The following is a 21,102-nucleotide window of genomic DNA, read 5'->3' as shown; positions in this document are numbered from 1 at the left end:
CACCATGACCGAGAAACGCCCCATCTGCCGGCGCGCCGGAACGCGCGAAGACATGGACGCCTGCCTGGCGATCCGCGAGACCGTGTTCCAGCACGAGCAGGCCGTCGATCCGGCGATCGAGCGCGACGGGCGCGAGGGCGAGGCGATCCATTATCTGGCCGAACTCGATGGCCGGCCCGTGGCGGCGGCGCGGGCGCGCCTGCTGGACGACAGGATCAAGATCGAGCGGGTGGCGGTCCTGAAGGACATGCGCGGCCGGCGGATCGGCGAGGCGCTGATGCGCTTCATGATGGGCGATCTGGGCGCCGACCCCGACAATGAAGGCCGGCATTTCTTCCTGTCGAGCCAGTCGCAGGCGGCCCCTTTCTACGAGCGGCTGGGGTTTGCAATCTGCTCGCCGGACTATTTCGAGGCGGGGATCGCGCATTGCGACATGCGGGCGGAGCCGCGCGACGTGTCGGAGCGGCTCTCGCGGTCCTGACGGGCGATCCGGCAAGAACCGCAAGATCGGTCGAGCGCGCGACAGGGGTGAGAGGCTAGCTGAGGTCGCCACGGAGATTGGACGATGAAGCCGGCGCTTCGACACTATCATGAGCGGATGCGGCGCGCGCTGGACTTCATCGACCGGCATCTCGACGACGATCTGGACCTGGAGACGGTGAGCCGCGTCGCGGCTTTCTCGAAATTCCATTTCCACCGGCAGTTCGCGGCGGCCTTCGGGCTGTCCGTGCATCGCTATGTCCAGCTTGCCCGCATGAAGCGGGCCTCGCACCAGCTGGCTTATCGGGACGCCTTGAGCGTCACCGAAGTCGCGATGGATGCCGGCTATGACGCGCCGGACGCCTTCGCCCGCGCCTTTCGGCAACGGTTCGGGCAGACGCCTTCGTCGTTTCGAAAATCTCCCGAATGGGAGCCGTGGCTTGCCGCCCTGGAGCCTCTCGAAACCGCAAGGAGCAAGCTGATGCAGAAGACCTTCACCGCTGACGACGTGACGATCCGCGACGTGGACCCGACGCCGGTAGCCATCATGGAACACCGGGGCGACCCGGCGACGCTGGGGGCGACCATCCAGCGCTTCATCGCGTGGCGGCAGGCCTGCGGGCTGCATCCGCGCACGCATCCGACCTTCAATGTCTGGCGGTCGGAGAAACGGCCCGCGTCGCCGGCCGATTACAGCGTGGACCTGTGCGTCGGGACGGAGACGCCGATCGACGCGAAGGGGGAGGCGGTCAGACCCGGCGAGATCCCCGGCGGGCGCTGCGCGGTGCTGCGGGTCGTCGGCAACACCGACAATCTGGAGCCGGCCGCGCTCTATCTCTATCGCGACTGGCTGCCCGAAAGCGGCGAGGAAACGCGCGACTTCCCGCTCTATTGCCAGCGGCTGCGCTTCTTCCCGGAAGTGGCGGAGCACGAGACTGTGGCGGACCTGTTCCTGCCGCTCAAATAGCGGATCGGCAGGTCAGCCGCGCAGCGCGGCGATGACGCGGGTCATCATCGCGAGGAAGGCGCGGCGTTCCTCCTCGCTGAAGCCGGACAGCGCCTCCTCGTTGACGGCGGCGGCGGCGGCCGTCGCGTCGTCCTTCAGGCCCTTGCCCTTGTCGGTCAGGCGGACGAGCTGGGCGCGGCGGTCGTCCGGGTTTTCATGCCGGGTGACGAGGCCGTCGCGCTCCATCCGCTTCAGCGTGTTGGCCATGGTGGCCTGTTCGACGTCGATGCGCTGGACGAGGTCCTTCTGGGTCAGCCCGTCCTCGTTCCACAATTCCAGAAGCGTCATGAACTGCGCCGGGGCGAGGCCGAGCGGCCTGATGCGCTCGTGCAGGGCGAGCGCGAAGAGCCGCGCCATGTGGTTGGCCAGATAGCCGGCCGATTCGGATTTCTTGAAGGTCATGCCGAAAATTAGCATTGCATAGCAGGCTATTCAAACCTATTTAGATAGCAAGCTATATAATTGGAGGCTGACATGAAGAAGACCATCCATGCCGTATCCGGCGCGATCGCGCTTGTGACCATCGTCGCGTTCTGGACATCGACCGTGACAGCCGAGCTGTTCGGTTCGCCGGACCAGGTCGCGGCGGTCAAGACGGCGGTGCTCTACAGTTTCGCGGTGCTGATCCCCGCCATGGCATTCGCCGGCGGCTCGGGCTTTTCGCTGGGCGCGAATTGGCGCGGCCCGGTCGTCTCCGCCAAGAAGACGCGCATGAAGATCATCGCCGCGACCGGGCTCCTGGTGCTTGTCCCGAGCGCGATCTTCCTGGCGATGAAGGCGGGGCAGGGCGCGTTCGACACGGCGTTCATGGTCGTGCAGGGCATCGAACTGATCGCCGGGGCGTCGAACATCACGCTCCTGGCGCTCAACATGCGCGACGGGATGGCGATGCGCCGGCCGAAGCGCAAGGCGGCGTGATCGTCAGGGGGCGGCCCACCCCGTCTGACGCATCGCTTCGCCGGCGACCATGGCCGCGGACAGGGCGAGGTTGAGGCTGCGCGCGCCTTTGGCCATGGGGATGGTCAGGCGCGCGTCGGCGGCGTCGTGGACGTGGTCGGGCGCGCCGGCGCTCTCGCGGCCGAAGAGCAGGACGTCGTCGCGCCGGAAGTGATGCGCCGTGTAGGGCGTTTCGGCTTTCGTCGTCAGCAGGACGAGGCGGCGGGCCTCGGCGTTGCGCCATGCTTCGAAGGCGTCCCAGTTGAGGTGGCGGGTGAGTGCGGCCATCTCGACATAGTCCATGCCGGCGCGCTTCAGCGCACGGTCGGACATGTCGAAGCCGGCCGGCTCGATCACATGCACCGTCGCGCCGAGACAGGCGGCCAGCCGCAGGATCGACCCGGTGTTGCCGGGAATGTCGGGCTGAAAAAGGGCGATTTGCAGCGTCATCGTCACCGGATCCGGGCGTCAGCATCTGACAGGAGAGGGCGGCCTTGCCGGCAAGTGTTGCCGATCCGCACTAGCTGCGGACGCCCGGTCGGTATATGAAGCCGGCGTCAACCGCAATTCAGGAGGCGACCGATGGACACAATCATCATGCGTTTGCGCGTCGTGCTCCCCTGGGGCGTCCTCATGGCGCCACTTCCAGCCGGCGCATCGCGCAGCTAGCCAACCAGCGGTTCAAGGACAGCATTCGTCGCATTTTGTCGTGACCGCGTTTTGGTTCAACCAGGACGGATTACGGTCATGTTCCATTGCCTTGAATTCTTCATTCGCGCGCCGTCTTGCGCGCCGCTTTCAAAACCGGACGCGTCCGGCGCGGGCCTGATCCGCGCAGACGCCGCTTCCGCCCCGTCTTCTGGCCGATCCGCGATCGGACACCATATTGACCCCCAAGAGGTTCGCCATGTTCTCGTGGTTTGAAAATCGCATCGATCCCTTTCCCGCCGAGACGCCGGCCCAGCCGCCGTCGACGCTCGTCGCCTTTTGCTGGCACTACACGAAGGACATCTGGCCCTGGCTGGCGTTGATCTCCGTGCTGACGGCGGCGATCTCCATCTTCCAGGTGCTGCTGTTCAGTTTCCTCGGCAACATCGTCGACTGGCTGGCGGGCGCGGACCCGTCCACCTTTCTGGCGACGGAGGGGTGGCGGCTGTTCTGGATGGCCTTCGTGCTGCTGGTCGCGCTTCCCGTCTGCTCGGCGCTGCATACGCTGCTGATGCACCAGACCGTCTTCGGCAACTACCCGATGCTGATCCGCTGGAAGGCGCACCGCTACCTGCTCGGCCAGAGCTTCTCCTTCTACCAGGACGAGTTCGCCGGGCGCGTCGCCACCAAGATGATGCAGACCGCGCTTGGCGTGCGCGAGACGGTGACGAAGATCCTCGACGTGCTGGTCTATGTGGTCGTCTATTTCGCCGGTGCGCTGGTGCTGGTGGCGACGCTCGACCTGTGGATGATGCTGCCCTTCATCGCCTGGCTGTGCGTCTACGTGCTGCTGCTGCGCAATTTCCTGCCGCGGATGCGGCGGATCTCGGAAATCCAGTCGAACGCGCGGTCGACGATGACCGGCCGGGTGGTGGACAGCTACACCAACATCATGACCGTGAAGCTCTTCGCCCATTCCAGGCGCGAGGAAGCCTATGCGCGCGACGCGATGGACGAGTTCCTCGACACGGTGCATCCGCAGATGCGGCTGGCGTCGAGCCTCAACATGCTGCTCGACATCAGCAACATCCTGCTGCTGTTCTCGGTCGCGGGCCTCGGCATCTGGTCGTGGGCGGGCGGCGCGGCCTCGGTGGGCGCCATCGCGGTCGCCGTCGGCGTGGTGTTCCGCCTGGAAGGCATGTCGCACTGGGTGATGTGGGAAATGGCCAGCGTGTTCGAGAATCTCGGCATGGCCGAGGACGGCATGGGGATGCTCTCCAGGGCGCGCGCCGTGCAGGACGCGCCCGGCGCCAAGTCGCTGTCGGTCGACAAGGGCCGCATCGATTTCGAGGCCATCCGCTTCCACTACGGCAAGGAGGGCGGCGTGATCGAGGATCTGAGCCTGACGGTGCAGCCCGGCGAGAAGGTCGGCCTTGTCGGCCGGTCGGGCGCCGGCAAGTCGACGCTCATGAACCTGCTCCTGCGGCTCTACGACCTCGAAGGCGGGCGGATCCTGGTCGACGGCCAGGACATCGCCGGCGTGACACAGGATTCGCTGCGCTCGCAGATCGGCGTCGTCACCCAGGACACGTCGCTGCTGCACCGCTCCGTGCGCGACAACATCGCCTACGGCATGCCGGACGCGACCGACGCGGAGGTCGTGGCGGCGGCGAAGCGGGCCAACGCGCATGACTACATCCTCGACCTGGTCGATCCGCAGGGGCGCACCGGCTATGACGCCCATGTCGGCGAGCGCGGCGTGAAGCTGTCCGGCGGGCAGCGGCAGCGCATTGCGATCGCGCGCGTCTTCCTGAAGAATGCGCCGATCCTCGTGCTCGACGAGGCGACGTCGGCGCTCGATTCGGAAGTCGAGGCGGCGATCCAGGACAACCTCAACGCCCTGATGGAAGGAAAGACCGTGATCGCCATCGCGCACCGCCTGTCCACGATCTCCAGTCTCGACCGGCTGGTGGTGCTCGACAAGGGCGCCATCGTCGAGGAAGGCACGCATGAGACGCTCAGCTCGTCCGACGGGCTCTACGCGCAGCTCTGGGCGCGCCAGTCGGGCGGCTTCATCGATGCAGGGGAGGCGGTCGCAGCGGAATGAGCAATCGCTTCAGGCCGGGTCAGGAGCCCGAATCGCGCCTTCGCAACATGGACCACCCGGTGTGGAACCGGGTGGAACGGTTCATCGAGCCGTTTCCGGAGACGGACCGCGACCTCCTGCCGCAGACGGCATGGCGCTTCATCCTGCATTTTGCCAACCAGGCACGCGGGCCGTTCATCCTCCTGCTGGTGGTGGGCGGCCTTGTCGGCGCGATCGACGCGGCGCTCTACTGGTCCGTCGGCTGGCTGATCGACATCCTCGACAATTCGACCCCTGCGACGCTGTTGCAGGACCATTGGCACGAGTTGCTCGGCCTGGGGGTGCTGCTGCTGGTCGTGCGCGCCGTGGTGATGATCGGGGCGGCGGTGATCGAGCAGCAGGTGATCACGCCGCGCTTCTACACGATGATCCGCTGGCAATCCTTCCGCCGCGTGATCGAGCAGCCCTACACCTTCTACCAGAACGATTTCGCGGGCCGGATCGCCACCAAGGTCATGCAGGCCGGCGAATCGACCGGCGACTTCATCGTCACCTCGCTGCAGGCGATGTGGTCGTTCCTGACCTTCGTGGTGCTGACGACCTCGATCCTGTCGACGCTCGACTGGCGCATGGGCGTGGTCGTGGCGATCTGGGGCGCGGGCTACGCGCTGATCATCCGCTTCCTGCTGCCGCGGCTGCGCCGGGCGGGCAAGGAAAACGCCAATGAGCGCGCCGTGCTCAACGGCCGCATGGTCGACATCTTCACCAACATCCTGTCGGTCAAGCTGTTCGACAACGGGCGGCGCGAGGACGGCGGCATCCGCCAAGCGCTGACCAACTATCTGAGCGCGGTGACGCATCTGACGCGCATGATCACGACCGTGCGCGGCTGCGTGGCGATCCTGAACGGCTTCATGATGACGGCCGTCGGGGCGCTTGCGGTCATGGCCTGGACGAGCGGCGCCATGTCGACCGGCGCGATCGCGGCGACGATGGGGCTGGTCTTCCGGCTGAACCAGATGTCGGGCTGGATGATGTTCAACATCAATGGCTTGATCCGTTCCTACTCCACTGTACAGGACGCCACCGAGACGATCTCGGTGGTGCCGACGATCCGCGACCGGCCGGACGCGATCGAAATCCCGACCTCCAGCGGCCATATCCGCTTCGACGAGGTGACCTTCCACTATGGCAAGAAGAACGGCGAACTGTTCGACCGGCTGTCGGTGGAGATCCAGCCGGGCGAGCGCGTCGGGCTTGTCGGGCCGTCGGGGGCCGGCAAGTCGACCTTCGTCAACCTGATGCTGCGCCTGTTCGACGTCGAGGGCGGGCGGATCCTGCTCGACGGGCACGACATCCGCGCGGTGACGCAGGCCTCGTTGCGCGACCAGTTCGGCGTGGTCAGCCAGGAGCCGTCGCTGATGCACCGCTCGCTGCGCGACAACATCGCCTACGGCCGCCCGGACGCGACCGACGCGCAGATCATCGAGGCGGCGAAGAAGGCGCATGCGCACGACTTCATCCTCGGCGTTGAGGACCCGAAGGGCCGGCGCGGCTATGACGCCCATGTCGGCGAACGCGGCATCAAATTGTCGGGCGGCCAGCGCCAGCGCGTCGCCATCGCGCGCGTCATGCTGAAGGACGCGCCGGTGCTGATCCTCGACGAGGCGACCTCGGCGCTCGATTCCGACATCGAGGCGGCGATCCAGGAGAACCTGCAGGGGCTGATGGCCGGCAAGACGGTGGTCGCGATCGCGCATCGCCTGTCGACGATCGCCGAAATGGACCGGCTGATCGTCATGGATCGCGGCCGGGTCGTCGAGATGGGCAGCCATGCCGAACTGGTGAAGAAACCGGACGGTCTTTACGCCCGTTTGTGGGCGCGTCAGTCCGGCGGTTTCCTCGCTCTCGGCGAGGCTGCGGAATAGGCCTGCTTTTCCACGACAATCCCGCGCGACATGTTGCCGTCATCCCATGGTCGAGGCTGGACAAGTGCCTGCATCCGACATAAGGGATCGCGGGGACGCGGCTGCGGACGCGGGCGTGGGGTGCGCTTGTCCGGACTGGCTGCCGTCACAGTGACTGTACCTGAAAGGATTGCTCCTGTGAGCGAAGAAACAATGACTTCCGATGAGCCGACGCGCCGCGACTTCATTATGGTCGCCACCGGAATGATGGCCGTCGTCGGCGCCGCCGGTCTGGCTTGGCCGTTCATCGACCAGATGCGCCCGGATGCGGTGACCCGCGCCGCCGGCCTGCCGGTCGAAATCGACATTTCCGCCGTGGAACCGGGCCAGGTGATCACCGTCACGTGGCGCGGAAAGCCCTATTTCGTGCGCCGCCTGACGGAAGAGGAAGTCACCGCCGCAGGCGCCCTGACCGCGGGCGACATGAAGGACTGGCAGCCGGCCGACGAGCGCATCGACGAGGTCGAAGGCGCCGATTCCGGCTGGATCGTCGTGTCCGCCAACTGCACGCATCTGGGCTGCATCCCCAAGACCGTCGAGAACGCGCCGGAAGGCTGGGCCTGCCCCTGCCACGGTTCGGTGTTCGACATGACCGGCCGCATTCTGCGCGGACCGGCCGCCATCAATCTGCCGAGCCCGCCGCATGTGTTCGCGAGCGACACCACCCTTGTGATCGGCACGGACACCGCAGGAGCCTAAGATGAGCCAGCTCGAACATCACGGCACCTACACGCCGAACACCGGAATCGAAAAGTGGATCGACGCGCGCATGCCCCTGCCGCGGCTGATGTATGATTCCTTCGTCGCCTATCCGGTTCCGCGCAACCTGAACTACGCCTACACCTTCGGCGGCATCCTTTCGCTGATGCTGGTCGCGCAGATCCTGACCGGCGTCGTGCTCGCGATGCACTACGCCGCCTCGACGGGCCTCGCCTTCTCGAGCGTCGAGCACATCATGCGCGACGTCAACTCCGGCTGGCTGATCCGCTACATGCACGCCAACGGCGCGTCGTTCTTCTTCATCGCCGTCTACCTGCACATCTTCCGCGGCATGTATTACGGCTCCTACAAGGCGCCGCGCGAACTGCTGTGGATCCTGGGCTGCATCATCTATCTGCTGATGATGGCGACGGGCTTCATGGGCTACGTTCTGCCCTGGGGTCAGATGTCCTTCTGGGGCGCGACCGTGATCACCGGCTTCTTCACCGCCTTCCCGGTAGTCGGCGAGCCGATCCAGCAGCTTCTGCTCGGCGGCTTCGCGGTCGACAACCCGACGCTCAACCGCTTCTTCTCGCTGCACTACCTGCTGCCCTTCATGATCGCCGGCGTCGTCGTCCTGCATGTGTGGGCGCTGCACGTGACCGGCCAGACGAACCCGACCGGGATCGAAGTGAAGTCGAAGACCGACACCGTCGCTTTCACCCCCTACGCGACGATCAAGGACGCCTTCGCGATGATGGTTTTCTTCGTCGTGTTCGCCTACTTCGTCTTCTACATGCCGAACTTCCTCGGCCACCCGGACAACTATATCGAAGCCAACCCGCTGGTGACGCCGGCCCACATCGTGCCCGAATGGTACTACCTGCCGTTCTACGCGATCCTGCGCGCCATCACCTTCGACATCGGCCCGATCGACTCCAAGCTGGGCGGCGTGCTCGCCATGTTCGGCTCGATCGCCGTGCTGTTCGTGATGCCGTGGCTCGACACGTCGAAGGTCCGCTCGGCGGTCTACCGGCCCTGGTACAAGCTGTTCTTCTGGATCTTCGTCGCCAACGCGATCCTGCTCGGATGGCTGGGCTCGAAGCCGGCGGAAGGCGTCTACACGACGCTGGCGCAGATTGCGACCGCCTACTACTTCGGCTTCTTCATCATCATCCTGCCGCTTCTCGGACTGATCGAGACGCCGCGCCGGTTGCCGAATTCCATCACGGAAGCGGTGCTCGAGCGCAATCGCGCCTCTGCATCGTCGGAAGCCAAGGACTGAGCCGTCGGGCGCAAACATACGGGAACGAAACAATGAAACACATCATTGCCACGATCGGCGCCGCGGCCCTTGCCATGACGCTCGTCCTGCCCGGCGCGCAAGCGGCGGAGGAAGAAGGGGGCACGGTCCATTATCCTCTTGAACATCCGCATGAGCAGAGCTGGAGCTTTGCCGGCCCGTTCGGCACCTATGACAAGGCGCAGCTGCAGCGGGGCCTGAAGATCTACGCCAATGTCTGCTCGAGCTGCCACTCGATGAAGCGCGTGGCCTTCCGCACCCTGGAAGACCTCGGCTACTCCGAAGAGCAGGTGAAGTCCTTCGCCGCCCAGTACGAGGTCGAGGACGGCCCGAACGAGGACGGTGAGATGTTCACCCGGGCGGCCCTGCCGACCGACCACTTCCCCGGACCCTACGCCAATGACGCGGAAGCCAAGATGGTCAACAACGGCGCGCTGCCGCCGGACTTCTCGCTGATCGCCAAGGCGCGGGCGGTGGAGCGCGGCTTCCCGCGCTTCATCTTCGACGTCTTCACCCAGTACAACGAGGCCGGGCCGGACTACATCTACTCGCTGCTGACCGGGTATGGCGAAGAGCCGCCGGCGCATGTCGAGGTGCCGGGCGACCTGCACTACAACCCGTATTTCAACGCGGGCACGGCTCTGGCCATGGCGCAGCCGCTCTATGGCGAGGACGTCGAGTATGACGACGGCACCGTCGCCACGCTCGATCAGGAAGCGCGCGACATCGCCGCATTCCTGATGTGGGCCGCCGAGCCGCACCTCGTCGAGCGCAAGGAAATGGGGTTCCGGGTGATGATCTTCCTGATCGTCTTCGCCGCATTCCTCTACATCGCCAAGAGGCAGGTCTGGTCGCGCGTCGCGCACTGACCTCCTTACAATCAAGGCTTCGGAAAGGGCGCTCTTGCGCCCTTTTCTTTTGGGAACGATCAGGACATGATCCGGCAAAACCCGGCAGGGCAGAAGGGGCAAACCATGAGCTTGCGCGACAATCTCGAAGCGGCGATCCGCACGATTCCGGACTATCCGAAGCCGGGGATCATGTTCCGCGACATCACCACGCTTCTGGGTGACGCGCGCGCGTTCCGCCGCTCGGTGGACGAACTCGTGCATCCCTATGCCGGCACCAAGATCGACAAGATCGCCGGCGTGGAAGCGCGCGGCTTCATCCTCGGCGGTGCGATGTCGCACCAGCTGTCGGCCGGCTTCGTGCCGATCCGCAAGAAGGGCAAGCTGCCCTACGACACCGTGCGCATCGCCTACAGCCTGGAATATGGCGTCGACGAGATGGAGATGCACAAGGACGCGGTGAAGACCGGCGAGCGCGTCATCCTCGTCGACGACCTGATCGCCACCGGCGGCACGGCGGAAGGGGCGGTCAAGCTCCTGCAGCAGATGGGCGCCGAAGTCGTCGCCGCCTGCTTCGTCGTGGACCTGCCGGATCTCGGCGGGCGCAAGAAGATCGAGGCGCTCGGCGTTCCGGTGCGCACCCTCATCGAGTTCGAAGGCGACTAGGGTCGGGGCGGGCAGCCATGGAGTCCGTCCTTTCCATCGCCGGCGGCAGAGACCTCCTCGCGCTCGCCTTCTTCGCCGTCGCATGGCTCGCTTTCGAGGTGGTGGTGGATCGCACTCCGCTCAACCGCAAGAGCCTGTCGGGCCTGATGGCGATTAGGCGGCGCGAATGGATGCTGACGCTTGTGGAGCGCGATCTGAGGATGATCGACACCGCGATCGTCACCGGCCTGCAGCAGGGCTCGGCCTTCTTCGGGTCGGCCAGCATTCTGGCGATCGGCGGCTGCTTCGCGCTGTTCGGCTCGACCGACGCGGTGCTGCAGATCTTCCGCGACATCCCCTTCATCGAGCCGGCGCCGCGCGGGCTGTTCGAACTGAAGGTGTTCGGGCTGACGACGATCTTCGTCTACGCCTTCTTCAAGTTCGGCTGGGCCTATCGGCTGTTCAACTACTGCTCGATCCTGATCGGCGGCGTCCGCCACACGCAGGACGCCCCGTTCGAGGAGCGCAAGGCATCCGCGCTGCGGGCCGCGGAGATGAACATCGTCGCCAGCCGACACTTCACGGCCGGCATGCGCGCAATCTTCTTCGGGCTGGCCTATCTGGGCTGGTTCCTGGGGCCGGCGGCGCTGGTGTTCACGACGGTGTTCGTCATCGGGGTTCTGGCGCGCCGGCAGTATTTCTCCCGGGCCCGGCAGATCCTGATCGAATGATTGCGTGGCGGGGGAGGATTGCCGGATGAGCGCCTGGATCGCCGGCACGGCCTATGACGCCGTCTTCGACGATACGTCACGGTCGATGCTGGACGGGCTGACGCCGCAATTGTTCCGGGCAGGCTCCGTGCTGTTTCGGCCGGGCGACGCGCCCTTCGGCTTCGTGCTGACGCTTTCGGGGCGCATCAACGTGTTTCTCAACAGCCGCACCGGGCGCGACCTGCTTCTCTACTCCATCGATCCCGGTGATACCTGCGTGCAGACGACGCTCGGCATGCTCGGTTCGCAGGTCTATAGCGGCGAGGCGATCGCGGAGACGGATGTGGTGGCGGTGGTCGTCCCGCCGGCGCCCTTCGAGCGGTTGATCACCGAATCGGGCGCGTTCCGCCGCTTCGTCTTCGCCGCCTTCGCCGAGCGCATGGGCGAGATCACGCATCTCCTGGAGATGGTCGCCTTCGTGAAGGTGGAGCAGCGGCTGGCGCAGTGGCTGCTCGACAATGCGGGGGAAGAAGGTGTCGTCCGGGCGACGCATGCCGAGATCGCGGCGGCCATAGGATCGGCGCGCGAGGTGGTCTCGCGGCGGCTGGAAGCGTTGTCTGGACGCGGCATCGTCTCGCTTGAGCGGGGCGCCGTGCAGATCATCGCAGGCGAGGGTCTTCGGCGTCTGGCCGCGGGCGAGGGCCAGTAGACTGCAAGATTTGGTGACAAGGTCACTGAAGACGCCGGGATATTCTGCTGTATGGTTCTCACCGGGAGAACCATCGAGAGGATACTGACATGTTCAAGCACAATATGGGCACCACGGACCGCGCCATCCGCGCGATCATCGCCGTCATTCTGATCGCGCTCTACTTCACGGGCAACGTGACCGGCGTTCTGGGCTGGATCGCCCTGATCGTGGGCTTCGTGCTGCTGGCGACGGCCGTACTGCGCTGGTGCCCGCCCTACACGCTGCTCGGCATCAACACCGAAGGCAAGAAGGGCTGACGGCCTGCAGCACGTGCCGGAAGGCTTTGCACGATCCGACCGGCGGGCCACGGAAGCGGCCCGCTGTCGAGGCGTGATCAGACGTTGAACTTGAAGAGCAGCACGTCGCCGTCATGGACGACGTATTCCTTGCCTTCGTCGCGCGCCTTGCCGGCCTCCTTGGCCGGGACTTCGCCGCCCAGCGTGACGTAGTCGTCATAGGCGATGGTCTGGGCGCGGATGAAGCCCTTTTCGAAGTCCGTGTGGATGACGCCTGCGGCCTGCGGCGCCTTGGCGCCCTTGCGCACGGTCCAGGCGCGGGTTTCCTTCGGTCCGGCGGTGAAGAAGGTGATCAGGTCGAGCAGGCCGTAGCCCTCGCGGATCAGCCGGTCGAGGCCGGGTTCCTCGAGACCCATCGTGTCGAGATATTCCTGCGCCTCGGCGTCGTCGAGCTGCGCGATCTCCGATTCGATCGCCGCCGAGATGACGACGGTGCGCGCGCCCTGGCTTTCCGCCATCGCGGCGACGGCTTGCGAATGCGCGTTGCCGGTCGGCGCAGCGGCCTCCTCGACGTTGCAGACATAGAGGACCGGCTTGGAGGTCAGCAGGTTGAGGCTCTTCAGGATGGCGAGGTCCTCGGCGGCGATGCCGTCGAGCATCAGGCGGACGGGCCTGGAGTCCTGCAGCAGCGCGAGCGCCTGCTCCATCACGGGCAGAAGGGTCGTCGCTTCCTTGTCCTTGCCGGTGGCGCGTTTGCGGATCTGGACGATGCGGCGTTCCAGGCTCTCCAGGTCGGCGAGCATCAGTTCCGTCTCGACGGTTTCGGCATCCGACACCGGGTCGATGCGGCCCTCGACATGGGTGATGTCGTCATCCTCGAAGCAGCGCAGCACGTGCACGATCGCATCGACCTCGCGAATGTTGGCGAGGAACTGGTTGCCGAGGCCTTCGCCCTTCGACGCGCCGCGCACGAGGCCGGCGATGTCGACGAAGCTGATGCGGGTCGGGATGATTTCCTTCGATCCGGCCGCCTTGGCGATCTTGTCGAGGCGGCTGTCGGGGACGGCGACCTCGCCGGTGTTCGGCTCGATGGTGCAGAACGGATAGTTCGCGGCCTGTGCGGCGGCGGTCTTGGTCAGCGCGTTGAAGAGCGTCGACTTGCCGACATTGGGCAGGCCGACGATGCCGCATTTGAAACCCATAGGGTCAGTCCTTCTTTCCAAACAGCTTGTTCAGCATGTCCGCCATCGGCCCGCTGGCGGGCATCTTCGGCGCGGTGTCGCGCGCCTGGCGGATATGGCTTTGTTTCTTGCCGAGGTTCTTGCCAGGATTCTTGCCAGAATTGTTGCCCGGCTTCTGGCCGGCAGGGGTCGCCTGTGACGGTTTCTTCCTGGCGGCCGGCATGGCGGTGTCTCCCAAGGCAAGCGCGATCTTGTTCATGAAACCGGAGTCGTCGCCCTTGACGATGAGACCGGCATGCTCGCCGACGGCGTCGAGCAGGGGATCGAGCCAGGCCTGGTCGGCCTTGGCGAAATCGCCCAGCACGTGGCCGTGGACGCGCTCCTTGGCGCCGGGGTGGCCGATGCCCAGGCGCACGCGCCTGTAGTCCTTGCCGCAATGGGCGTCGATGGACTTGATGCCGTTGTGGCCGCCGGAACCGCCGCCCGTCTTGATGCGGACCTTGCCGGGGGCGAGGTCGAGTTCGTCGTAGAAGACGATCAGGTCTTCAGGGCCGAGCTTGTAGAAGCGCAGCGCCTCGCCGATCGCCTGGCCGGAAACGTTCATGAAGGTCTGCGGCTTGATCAGCAGGACCTTCTCGCCCTCCAGCCGGCCTTCGCAGATCTCGGCGTTGAACTTCTTCTGCCAGGGCCCGAAAGACGAATGGCGGCGGACGATCGCGTCCGCCGCCATGAAGCCGATATTGTGCCGATTTGCGGCGTATTTCGGTCCGGGATTGCCAAGGCCTGCCAAGACGAGCATGGGTCCGTTCCGTTACGCCTCGAGGCGCGGGATTACTCCTCGCCGGCCTCGACCTCGGCTTCTGCCTGACCTTCGTCCTCGCCTTCGCCGCCACTTTCGCTCTTCAGGCCGGCCGGAGCCGCGATGGTGGCGATGGTGAAGTCACGATCGGTGATGGTCGGGGTGACCTTCGCCGGCAGATCCACAGACGAGATCTTGATGGCGTCGCCCAGGCCGAAACCGGAGAGATCGACGGTGAAGTATTCCGGGATCGAGCCGGCCGGGCAATGCACTTCGACTTCGTGACGGACGATGTTGAGAACGCCGCCCTTCTTGAGGCCGGGGCAGGTCTCTTCATTGATGAAGTGCACCGGGATCTCGACGACGACGTCGGTTTTCGCCGAAACGCGCAGGAAATCGACATGCATCACCGTGTCTTTCACGGGGTGCAGTTCGTAAGCCTTCGGCAGCACGTGGTGCTTGGTGCCGTCAAGCTCGATGTCGGCCACGGTGGTCATGAAACCGCCGTCGTGGATCTTCATCGTCACTTCCTTCAGCGGAAGCGTGATGGACAGGGGGGACTGGTTGTCACCATAGATGACAGCCGGAATTTTGCCGTCGCGGCGAATTGCTCGGGCGGACCCCTTACCGACCCGTTCGCGCGCCTCGGCCTTGAGCACGTAAGTCTCGCTCATGGCGTTTCCTTTCGAGGACATATGGAGTGTTTTGCTGTTTCCAGAAAAACCAAAGCCGGTCACCCGGCTTCGCCCGCGCTGCCTCCAAGGGTGTCTGCGCGGATGCGCGTGCCTATAGCGCAATGCGCCGGCACGCGCAAGCAGCCGCGGTCAGCGGCGGAAATCGGCGCTGGGGCGTCCCCACAGGCAGCGCGGATAGAAGGGATAGGTGTCGGTGGCGAAATAGACGAATTCGCCGTTGAGCGTGCCGCCGTTGCACTGGTCGAGCGTGCCTGCGCCGCCTGTGTATTCCCAGTCCTGGTTGTAGGTGCCGTCATAGCGCTGGCCGGGGCCGCTCGGGCGGGCGCCCGTCTTCAGCGTCCAGCCCGATCGTGCCCCGGCGCCGACATAGTGGATCTCGAAGCCGTCGGCGGCGTAGCCGATCAGCGTGTCGGACGCGGTCTTCAGATAGCCGGTCGGCACGCCGTGATAGTGATAGAGGCCGCGCTCGTCGACATGGGCGTTGTTGGCGTCCATGCCGAGCTTGTCGGAGGCGCCGATCCCCTCCAGGTTCCAGCCCGACGATCGGTCGCGGCTGAAGCCGCGCGGTGATCGCGGATCCCAGTAGTCGGCCGTGCCCGGGCGGATCGCGACGCCGTTGAGGGCCACGCCGACGGAGCCGCGCTGCCAATGGGCGGACCGGCCCTTGACCGGATTCTGCGTGACGCAATAGCGGACGTGCTGGGCGCTGATCCGGTTGGGATTGCCGCGATTGGGGAAACGTCCGGTGGCATGGTTCGGCAGGCCGTTGGTGGCGATGCAGGCCTGGCCGTTCTGCCGTGTGATCGAGACCTCGTTGTCGTGGGCGAATGCGCCTTGCGTCGTCGTTGCCACGAGCATGGACGACAGCATGATGGGTGTCAGGCGTTTCATGAGCTCCGTTCCTCCTGCGAGCCTTTGTCATCCCCATGACGAGCGGCAGGGTAGGAAAGGCGGACCGGCGCTACAACTTAACCTTTCTTCATGTTCGGTTCCGCAACCGGCCGGCAGCGGCATGACGCCTTGCCTTGTGACATGGGCCTGTCACAAGACATGACGATAGGGAGCCATACCGATCCGGAAAGCAGGATGACGATGCCCGACCGACACATCGCGCCAGCGATCAGCGAGGCGGAGGCCGCACGGGCTTTCGCCCGCATCGGGCTGTTGTCCTTCGGCGGGCCGGCCGCGCAGATCGCCGTGATGCATCGTATCCTGGTCGAGGAGAAGAAATGGCTGGGCGAGGCGCAGTTCCTGCACGCCTTGAATTTCTGCATGCTGCTGCCCGGGCCGGAGGCGATGCAGCTCGCCACCTATTCCGGCTGGCTGATGCATGGGGTGCGCGGCGGGCTGGCGGCGGGGCTGCTCTTCATCCTGCCCGGACTGGCGATGATGCTGGCGCTGTCGGCGGTGTTCGTCCTCTATGGCGACGTCCCGGCGGTTGCGGGGCTGCTCTACGGCGTCAAGGCGGCAGTGCTGGCGATCGTCGCCGAGGCGCTGATCAAGGTTTCCCGCAAGGCGCTCAAGACCCGGCTGATGGTGGCGGTCGCGGGCGCCGGATTCGTCGCGATCGCCTTCTTCAAGGCGCCGTTTCCGCTGATCGTCATCGGTGCCGGGCTGCTCGGCATCGCGTTCTCACGCTTTGCGCCGGGGCTTCTGCCAACCGTCGCGTCGGCCGATGGAGAGGGAGCGATCAAGCCCCGGGGCGACCGGCGGCGGGGAGGCGCGCTGGCGACCACGGCGATGTGGATCGCCGTCTGGCTGATCCCGCTTGCGACGCTGGTTACCATCTTCGGTCGCGGGCATGTGCTGGCGGATGCGGCGCTGTTCTTCTCGCGGACGGCGGTGGTGACCTTTGGCGGGGCCTATGCCGTGCTCGCCTATGTCGGCCAGCAGGCGGTGGAGCTGTATGGCTGGCTGAAACCGGACGAGATGCTGGCGGGGCTGGGGCTCGCCGAAACGACGCTCGGACCGCTGGTGCTGGTGCTCGTCTTTGTCGGCTTTCTGGCCGGGACCGGCATCGAGGGGCTTTCGCCGCTTGCCGGCGGGCTGGCGGGCGGCATGGTGGCGGCGTTCTTCACCTTCGCGCCGTGCTTCCTCTGGATCTTTGCCGGCGCGCCACATGTGGAGGCGTTGCGCCATGTGCGCTGGCTCGCCGCCGGTCTCGCGACGATCACGGCGGCGGTGGTCGGGGTGATCGCCAATCTGGCGGTCTGGTTCGGGCTGCATGTGCTGTTCGGCGACCATGCCGACCTGCGTCTCGGTCCGCTCAGCCTGCCGGCGCCGCGACTGGGCGATCTCGATGCGTTCGCGCTGGCGATCGCCGTGATCGCGGGTTTGGCGCTGATCCGCCGGCGAGCGAACATGCTGGCGGTGCTGGCCGCCGCAGCTGGGGCGGGCCTTGCGATGCGCCTTGTCGCCGGCTGATCAGTCGAACAGGCTGGAGACGGATTGCTCGTGCGAGGTGCGCGCGATCGCTTCGCCGATCAGGTCGGTGATCGACAGGACGCGGATGTTCGGCGCGGATTCCACGGCAGCGGTCGGCTGGATGGAATCGGTGATGACCAGTTCGGTCAGTTTGGAGGCCATGATGCGGTTGACTGCGCCGCCCGACAGGACGCCATGGGTGATGTAGGCGGTGACGCTCTGCGCGCCCTTTTCCAGGAGCGCCTCGGCGGCGTTGCAGAGCGTGCCGCCGGAGTCGATGATGTCGTCGATCAGGAAGCAGGCCTTGCCCTCGATGTCGCCGATGACGTTCATCACTTCCGATTCGCCGGGCTTCTCGCGGCGCTTGTCGACGATGGCGAGCAGCGTGTCGTCGAGGCGCTTCGACAGGGCGCGGGCGCGCACCACGCCGCCGACGTCGGGCGAGACGACCATCACGCTCGACAGGTCCTTGTGCTTGGCGCGAATGTCGCGCGCCATCACCGGCACGGCGAAGAGGTTGTCGGTCGGGATGTCGAAGAAGCCCTGGATCTGGCCGGCATGCAGGTCAAGCGTCAGGACGCGGTCGGCGCCGGCGCGGGTGATCAGGTTGGCGACCAGCTTGGCGGAGATCGGCGTGCGGCCGGACATGCGGCGGTCCTGGCGGGCATAGCCGAAATAGGGGACCACGGCCGTGATGCGGCGCGCCGACGAGCGGCGGAACGCATCGATCATGATCAGCAGTTCCATCAGGTGGTCGTTGGCCGGATAGGCCGTCGACTGGAGGATGAAGACGTCCTCGCCGCGCACGTTTTCCTGGATCTCGACGAAGATCTCCTCGTCGGCGAAGCGGCGGACGCTGGCCCTGCCGACGCCCGTTCCCAGGTATTTCGCAACGGACTCGGCCAGTTGGCGGTTGGAGTTGCCAGCGAATAGTTTCATTGCCGCCCTGCCGGTGCATGCTGAGGATAGTTTGGCGCGGGTTTTACAGCCATCGCCTTGCTTTGCAAGGCGTCAGGCCGCTTTCGCAGTGCAAAAACTCGAATCAGCGTTTCCGGATGGTAGCGGCGGGCCTTCTAGGCGCCGCTTTTGAGCCAGGTGACATATTGGGTCATGACCGTCGTGGCGATCGCTTCCATGGCCTGCGGCGTCACGGATTGCCACGGATCGGCCGTCGCGCCGGGCACGGAATGCTCGCCCTGGATGCGGTGCACGCGCTGGCCGCTCGGGGTCACGATGTCCCAGACATGGACAATCGTCGTCGAGCCGTTCTCGGTGAAGGCGGAGAAATAGCCCTTGATCTCGTGGTTGAGGCCCTGCGTGTTGGCCGGCGCCGGCTGGATGCCGTTCGCCCGGCCGACCTCGACGAGGCGCTTCGACAGGGCGGCGACCAGATTGACCGGCGCGCCGACGATCGGCGCGTAATAGACCGTCGCGCTTCTCGCCGTCGTCGCGGCGGGCGCGGCAGCCGGCGTCGACGCGGGCGCGTTGTTGACATTCGGGAACTGCGCTTCGGATTCGTTCTGCTTGCCGCCAAAGCCGAGGTCGGAGACGCTGCAAGCGGCGACCAGTGCGAGCGGCATCAAAATGCCGGCCAGCCGAGCCAGAATATGCGTCATGTTGCCCCTTCCCGCATCTCCCGCATCCGCATCGAAATTACCTTAACCCACGATCAAATCAAGGTTGTGACGCGACAGGCATTCGGGCCCTTCGGTTGTGGTGAGGTAGCTCTGCCCCAGGGTCATCGCGGTGCCGGTGTCGGAATCGGCGATGATCATGTGGGCGAACAGGACCATGTTCGGCTCGATGGCGACGGGGTTGCCCGCGTAGAACATCGGCCTGTCCATCCAGCACGGGGTGAAATGCGCGCCGAGCGAATAGCCGCAGGCGTTCAGCCGGTGGCGGGTGAGGTCGGCGGCGGCCATCGCCCTGGCATGGGCGTCGAACACGTCGCCGAAGGTGTGACCCGGCTTCATCACGGCCTCGCAGGCGGCCAGCGCCGAACAGGCGGCCTCGTAGAGTTCGAGATGACGGGGCGTCGGGGTGCCGGTGACGGCGGTGCGCATCATCGCGACGTGATAGCGCCGGTAAGCACCGGCCCATTCGAGCGTCAGCTGGTCGTTTTCCGACAGGGTGCGGCGGCCGGACTTGTAGCGGCACAGAAGCGCATCCTCGCCGGAGCCGATGATGAACTCGTTGCCGGCATAGTCGCCGCCGCCCTCGAAGACGGCGCCCTGCATCGCGGCCAGGATCATGCTCTCGTCCGCGTCGCGCTTGATCAGCGGAATGGCCGCGGTCAGCGCGTCGTCGGCGAGCGCCCCCGCCTTGCGGACATAGGCGATCTCGGCATCCGACTTGATCGCGCGGAGGCGGGTGACGAGGGTGGAGGCGTCGTCCAAGGTGGCGAAGGTGCTCAGCGCGTCGTCGATGCGGCGGCCGTTGAAGGCGGTCAGGCCCGGCGTGTCATATTCGACGCCGATGCGCGCGCCGAGCAGGTCGCGGTCAGAGAGGAGGTCGCGCAGTTCGCGAGCCGGATTGGCCTGGGCGCGGTCTTCCCAGACGACGATCGTCTCGACATTGGAGGTGTGGCGGGCCTGGCGCAGGTCGGCCGAGCGGGTCAGCAGCGTCACCTCGCCCGTTTTCTCGACGATCATGCACTGGAAGAAGCAGAAGCCGAACGTGTCGTAGCCGGTGAGCCAGTACATGCTCTCCTGGGCGAAGAGCAGCATGGCGTCGTATTTCGCGGTCTTCATTTCGGCAAGAAGGCGGTTCTTGCGGTCCTCGAATTCCTGCGCGTCAAAATGCAATGCCATTTTCGCGTCTCCTCACTGCCTGCAATCGGTGAAAATCAGTCGCCCAGTACGATCGCGGAAATCTGCCGGCCGTAGTCGGGCTCGTTCCTGTGCGTCGTCCGTCGATAGGAATAGAAGCGGCCCTCGTCGCGATAGGTGCAATGGCCGGTCCAAGTGGCGTCGACCCCGGCCTTTTGCAGACGTTCCACAACATAGGCCGGCAGATCGAACAGGAAATGGCCCTCGCGCTGCGACGGGGAAAAGAAGCGTGCATGGCCTGCATCGGCCTCGACGAAGCGGGCCTGGAACTCGGGCCCGACCTCGTAGCTGTCCTGGCTGATCGACGGGCCGAGCACGGCGCGAATCGCCTCGCGGCGGGCGCCGGCCGCGATCATCGCCTCGATCGTGTTCTCGATGACGCCGCCGAAGGCACCCTTCCAGCCGGCGTGGGCCGCGGCGACGACGCCGTTTTCCTCGTCGGCGAACAGGATCGGCCCGCAATCGGCGGTCAACACGCCGATGATGACGCCGGGCGTGGCCGTGACGACGGCGTCGGCCTTCGGGCGGGCCGATTCGGCCAGCGGCTCCGATATCGTGACGGCGTCCGGGGAATGGACCTGATGCGGCGTGGACAGGGGCTGGTCCGGACGGCCGAGCCACGCGGCCACACGGGCGCGATTCTCGTGGATGCGGGCCGGCTCGTCATCCGAGCCGAGGCCGACATTCAGGCCCGAATAGATGCCGGAAGAGACGCCGCCTTCACGCGTGAAGAAGCCGTGGCGGACACTCCGCATGCCGGCCAGGTGGTCCGACTGTATCGGGCGCACTGCGTTCCGGTGTTCAATGTTCATGGGAAGCATCTACTCCATCGCCACCAGCCTGTTGCAGCTTCATGACCA

Annotated in this window: 23 protein-coding genes; 13 read left to right on the top strand and 10 right to left on the bottom strand. The window is 65.7% G+C overall.

The features are described from left to right. Nucleotides 1-4: 4 nt before the first annotated feature. The gene (locus MRY80_RS04975; RefSeq protein WP_293288645.1) at nucleotides 5-481 is read left to right on the top strand and encodes a GNAT family N-acetyltransferase; all 477 of its coding nucleotides are present in this window, start codon (nucleotides 5-7) and stop codon (nucleotides 479-481) included. 84 nt (nucleotides 482-565) lie between these two features. After that, nucleotides 566-1,447: an AraC family transcriptional regulator gene (locus MRY80_RS04970; RefSeq protein ID WP_293288643.1), complete on the top strand. Its 882-nt coding sequence runs from the start codon at nucleotides 566-568 to the stop codon at nucleotides 1,445-1,447. A 12-nt stretch (nucleotides 1,448-1,459) separates the two neighbouring features. Here MRY80_RS04970 and MRY80_RS04965 read toward each other — a convergent pair whose 3' ends face one another. Beyond that, nucleotides 1,460-1,888: a MarR family transcriptional regulator gene (locus MRY80_RS04965; protein WP_293288641.1), complete on the bottom strand. Its 429-nt coding sequence runs from the start codon at nucleotides 1,886-1,888 to the stop codon at nucleotides 1,460-1,462. Nucleotides 1,889-1,960: 72 nt separating this feature from the next. Here MRY80_RS04965 and MRY80_RS04960 point away from each other — a divergent pair, with 72 nt between their 5' ends. Then, on the top strand, nucleotides 1,961-2,404 hold the full coding sequence (locus MRY80_RS04960) for a hypothetical protein (RefSeq protein ID WP_293288639.1): 444 nt from the start codon (nucleotides 1,961-1,963) through the stop codon (nucleotides 2,402-2,404). A 3-nt stretch (nucleotides 2,405-2,407) separates the two neighbouring features. Here the strand turns inward: MRY80_RS04960 and MRY80_RS04955 are convergent, their stop codons facing one another. Then, on the bottom strand, nucleotides 2,408-2,872 hold the full coding sequence (locus MRY80_RS04955; protein ID WP_293288637.1) for a tRNA (cytidine(34)-2'-O)-methyltransferase: 465 nt from the start codon (nucleotides 2,870-2,872) through the stop codon (nucleotides 2,408-2,410). Between the two features lie 457 nt (nucleotides 2,873-3,329). Between MRY80_RS04955 and MRY80_RS04950 the strand changes: the two genes are divergently transcribed. The 9 genes from MRY80_RS04950 (at nucleotide 3,330) to MRY80_RS04910 (ending at nucleotide 12,336) form a co-directional block, all read left to right on the top strand. Beyond that, nucleotides 3,330-5,177 (top strand): ABC transporter ATP-binding protein, encoded by a 1,848-nt coding sequence (locus tag MRY80_RS04950; protein WP_293288635.1) that lies wholly within the window; start codon nucleotides 3,330-3,332, stop codon nucleotides 5,175-5,177. Continuing rightward, complete coding sequence (locus MRY80_RS04945) at nucleotides 5,174-7,084, top strand: ABC transporter ATP-binding protein (protein ID WP_293288633.1); 1,911 nt, start codon at nucleotides 5,174-5,176, stop codon at nucleotides 7,082-7,084. The genes MRY80_RS04950 and MRY80_RS04945 overlap by 4 nt, the downstream gene beginning before the upstream one ends. Nucleotides 7,085-7,276: 192 nt before the next feature. After that, nucleotides 7,277-7,822, top strand: coding sequence for a ubiquinol-cytochrome c reductase iron-sulfur subunit (petA, locus tag MRY80_RS04940; protein WP_293288631.1), 546 nt, complete (start codon nucleotides 7,277-7,279; stop codon nucleotides 7,820-7,822). A gap of 1 nt (nucleotide 7,823) precedes the next feature. Continuing rightward, nucleotides 7,824-9,107, top strand: coding sequence for a cytochrome b N-terminal domain-containing protein (locus MRY80_RS04935; protein ID WP_293288629.1), 1,284 nt, complete (start codon nucleotides 7,824-7,826; stop codon nucleotides 9,105-9,107). 32 nt (nucleotides 9,108-9,139) lie between these two features. Continuing rightward, entirely contained in the window at nucleotides 9,140-9,994 is an 855-nt protein-coding gene (locus MRY80_RS04930) for a cytochrome c1 (protein WP_293288627.1), read from the top strand. Nucleotides 9,995-10,099: 105 nt separating this feature from the next. Continuing rightward, nucleotides 10,100-10,639, top strand: coding sequence for an adenine phosphoribosyltransferase (locus MRY80_RS04925; protein ID WP_293288625.1), 540 nt, complete (start codon nucleotides 10,100-10,102; stop codon nucleotides 10,637-10,639). A 17-nt stretch (nucleotides 10,640-10,656) separates the two neighbouring features. Next, nucleotides 10,657-11,349: a DUF599 family protein gene (locus MRY80_RS04920; RefSeq protein ID WP_293288623.1), complete on the top strand. Its 693-nt coding sequence runs from the start codon at nucleotides 10,657-10,659 to the stop codon at nucleotides 11,347-11,349. Between the two features lie 25 nt (nucleotides 11,350-11,374). Further along, a complete protein-coding gene (locus MRY80_RS04915; protein ID WP_293288621.1) occupies nucleotides 11,375-12,037 on the top strand; it encodes a Crp/Fnr family transcriptional regulator in 663 nt (220 codons plus the stop codon). Nucleotides 12,038-12,126: 89 nt separating this feature from the next. Next, nucleotides 12,127-12,336 carry a DUF2892 domain-containing protein gene (locus tag MRY80_RS04910; protein WP_293288619.1) on the top strand — a complete coding sequence of 70 codons (210 nt, stop codon included), beginning with the start codon at nucleotides 12,127-12,129 and terminating at the stop codon, nucleotides 12,334-12,336. A gap of 77 nt (nucleotides 12,337-12,413) precedes the next feature. On the opposite strand, the gene ychF is transcribed toward MRY80_RS04910, so the two are convergent. The 4 genes from ychF to MRY80_RS04890 form a co-directional block, all read right to left on the bottom strand. After that, nucleotides 12,414-13,517: a redox-regulated ATPase YchF gene (ychF, locus tag MRY80_RS04905; protein ID WP_293288617.1), complete on the bottom strand. Its 1,104-nt coding sequence runs from the start codon at nucleotides 13,515-13,517 to the stop codon at nucleotides 12,414-12,416. 4 nt (nucleotides 13,518-13,521) lie between these two features. Continuing rightward, nucleotides 13,522-14,295, bottom strand: coding sequence for an aminoacyl-tRNA hydrolase (pth, locus tag MRY80_RS04900; RefSeq protein ID WP_293288615.1), 774 nt, complete (start codon nucleotides 14,293-14,295; stop codon nucleotides 13,522-13,524). Between the two features lie 32 nt (nucleotides 14,296-14,327). After that, on the bottom strand, nucleotides 14,328-14,969 hold the full coding sequence (locus tag MRY80_RS04895) for a 50S ribosomal protein L25/general stress protein Ctc (protein ID WP_293289611.1): 642 nt from the start codon (nucleotides 14,967-14,969) through the stop codon (nucleotides 14,328-14,330). Nucleotides 14,970-15,119: 150 nt separating this feature from the next. Beyond that, entirely contained in the window at nucleotides 15,120-15,881 is a 762-nt protein-coding gene (locus MRY80_RS04890; protein WP_293288613.1) for a YHYH protein, read from the bottom strand. A gap of 201 nt (nucleotides 15,882-16,082) precedes the next feature. Between MRY80_RS04890 and chrA the strand changes: the two genes are divergently transcribed. Next, nucleotides 16,083-17,414 (top strand): chromate efflux transporter, encoded by a 1,332-nt coding sequence (gene chrA, locus MRY80_RS04885; protein WP_293289609.1) that lies wholly within the window; start codon nucleotides 16,083-16,085, stop codon nucleotides 17,412-17,414. Here chrA and MRY80_RS04880 read toward each other — a convergent pair whose 3' ends face one another. From MRY80_RS04880 to pgeF, 4 genes are all read right to left on the bottom strand, one after another. Further along, complete coding sequence (locus MRY80_RS04880) at nucleotides 17,415-18,353, bottom strand: ribose-phosphate pyrophosphokinase (RefSeq protein WP_293288612.1); 939 nt, start codon at nucleotides 18,351-18,353, stop codon at nucleotides 17,415-17,417. It lies immediately after the preceding gene. Between the two features lie 134 nt (nucleotides 18,354-18,487). Then, nucleotides 18,488-19,030, bottom strand: coding sequence for a hypothetical protein (locus MRY80_RS04875; RefSeq protein ID WP_293288610.1), 543 nt, complete (start codon nucleotides 19,028-19,030; stop codon nucleotides 18,488-18,490). A 42-nt stretch (nucleotides 19,031-19,072) separates the two neighbouring features. Further along, a complete protein-coding gene (locus MRY80_RS04870; RefSeq protein WP_293288608.1) occupies nucleotides 19,073-20,224 on the bottom strand; it encodes a Xaa-Pro peptidase family protein in 1,152 nt (383 codons plus the stop codon). Between the two features lie 35 nt (nucleotides 20,225-20,259). After that, on the bottom strand, nucleotides 20,260-21,048 hold the full coding sequence (gene pgeF / locus MRY80_RS04865) for a peptidoglycan editing factor PgeF (RefSeq protein WP_293289607.1): 789 nt from the start codon (nucleotides 21,046-21,048) through the stop codon (nucleotides 20,260-20,262). Nucleotides 21,049-21,102: the final 54 nt, after the last annotated feature.

It is taken from the genome of Oricola sp. (assembly GCF_022763245.1).
GTDB lineage: Bacteria > Pseudomonadota > Alphaproteobacteria > Rhizobiales > Rhizobiaceae > Oricola.
This window is presented reverse-complemented; position numbering and strand designations above follow the sequence as displayed.

Bases quoted from the DNA above. Each gene is read 5' to 3' on its own strand.
- MRY80_RS04870 (WP_293288608.1), bottom strand. From the start codon at position 20,224: ATGGCATTGCATTTTGACGCGCAGGAATTCGAGGACCGCAAGAACCGC.
- MRY80_RS04890 (WP_293288613.1), bottom strand. From the start codon at position 15,881: ATGAAACGCCTGACACCCATCATGCTGTCGTCCATGCTCGTGGCAACG.
- MRY80_RS04930 (WP_293288627.1), top strand. From the start codon at position 9,140: ATGAAACACATCATTGCCACGATCGGCGCCGCGGCCCTTGCCATGACG.
- pth (WP_293288615.1), bottom strand. From the start codon at position 14,295: ATGCTCGTCTTGGCAGGCCTTGGCAATCCCGGACCGAAATACGCCGCA.
- petA (WP_293288631.1), top strand. From the start codon at position 7,277: ATGACTTCCGATGAGCCGACGCGCCGCGACTTCATTATGGTCGCCACC.
- MRY80_RS04935 (WP_293288629.1), top strand. From the start codon at position 7,824: ATGAGCCAGCTCGAACATCACGGCACCTACACGCCGAACACCGGAATC.
- MRY80_RS04960 (WP_293288639.1), top strand. From the start codon at position 1,961: ATGAAGAAGACCATCCATGCCGTATCCGGCGCGATCGCGCTTGTGACC.
- MRY80_RS04975 (WP_293288645.1), top strand. From the start codon at position 5: ATGACCGAGAAACGCCCCATCTGCCGGCGCGCCGGAACGCGCGAAGAC.
- MRY80_RS04925 (WP_293288625.1), top strand. From the start codon at position 10,100: ATGAGCTTGCGCGACAATCTCGAAGCGGCGATCCGCACGATTCCGGAC.
- MRY80_RS04955 (WP_293288637.1), bottom strand. From the start codon at position 2,872: ATGACGCTGCAAATCGCCCTTTTTCAGCCCGACATTCCCGGCAACACC.
- chrA (WP_293289609.1), top strand. From the start codon at position 16,083: ATGCCCGACCGACACATCGCGCCAGCGATCAGCGAGGCGGAGGCCGCA.
- MRY80_RS04910 (WP_293288619.1), top strand. From the start codon at position 12,127: ATGTTCAAGCACAATATGGGCACCACGGACCGCGCCATCCGCGCGATC.
- MRY80_RS04950 (WP_293288635.1), top strand. From the start codon at position 3,330: ATGTTCTCGTGGTTTGAAAATCGCATCGATCCCTTTCCCGCCGAGACG.
- MRY80_RS04920 (WP_293288623.1), top strand. From the start codon at position 10,657: ATGGAGTCCGTCCTTTCCATCGCCGGCGGCAGAGACCTCCTCGCGCTC.
- ychF (WP_293288617.1), bottom strand. From the start codon at position 13,517: ATGGGTTTCAAATGCGGCATCGTCGGCCTGCCCAATGTCGGCAAGTCG.
- MRY80_RS04895 (WP_293289611.1), bottom strand. From the start codon at position 14,969: ATGAGCGAGACTTACGTGCTCAAGGCCGAGGCGCGCGAACGGGTCGGT.
- MRY80_RS04875 (WP_293288610.1), bottom strand. From the start codon at position 19,030: ATGACGCATATTCTGGCTCGGCTGGCCGGCATTTTGATGCCGCTCGCA.
- MRY80_RS04880 (WP_293288612.1), bottom strand. From the start codon at position 18,353: ATGAAACTATTCGCTGGCAACTCCAACCGCCAACTGGCCGAGTCCGTT.
- MRY80_RS04945 (WP_293288633.1), top strand. From the start codon at position 5,174: ATGAGCAATCGCTTCAGGCCGGGTCAGGAGCCCGAATCGCGCCTTCGC.
- MRY80_RS04915 (WP_293288621.1), top strand. From the start codon at position 11,375: ATGAGCGCCTGGATCGCCGGCACGGCCTATGACGCCGTCTTCGACGAT.
- MRY80_RS04965 (WP_293288641.1), bottom strand. From the start codon at position 1,888: ATGACCTTCAAGAAATCCGAATCGGCCGGCTATCTGGCCAACCACATG.
- MRY80_RS04970 (WP_293288643.1), top strand. From the start codon at position 566: ATGAAGCCGGCGCTTCGACACTATCATGAGCGGATGCGGCGCGCGCTG.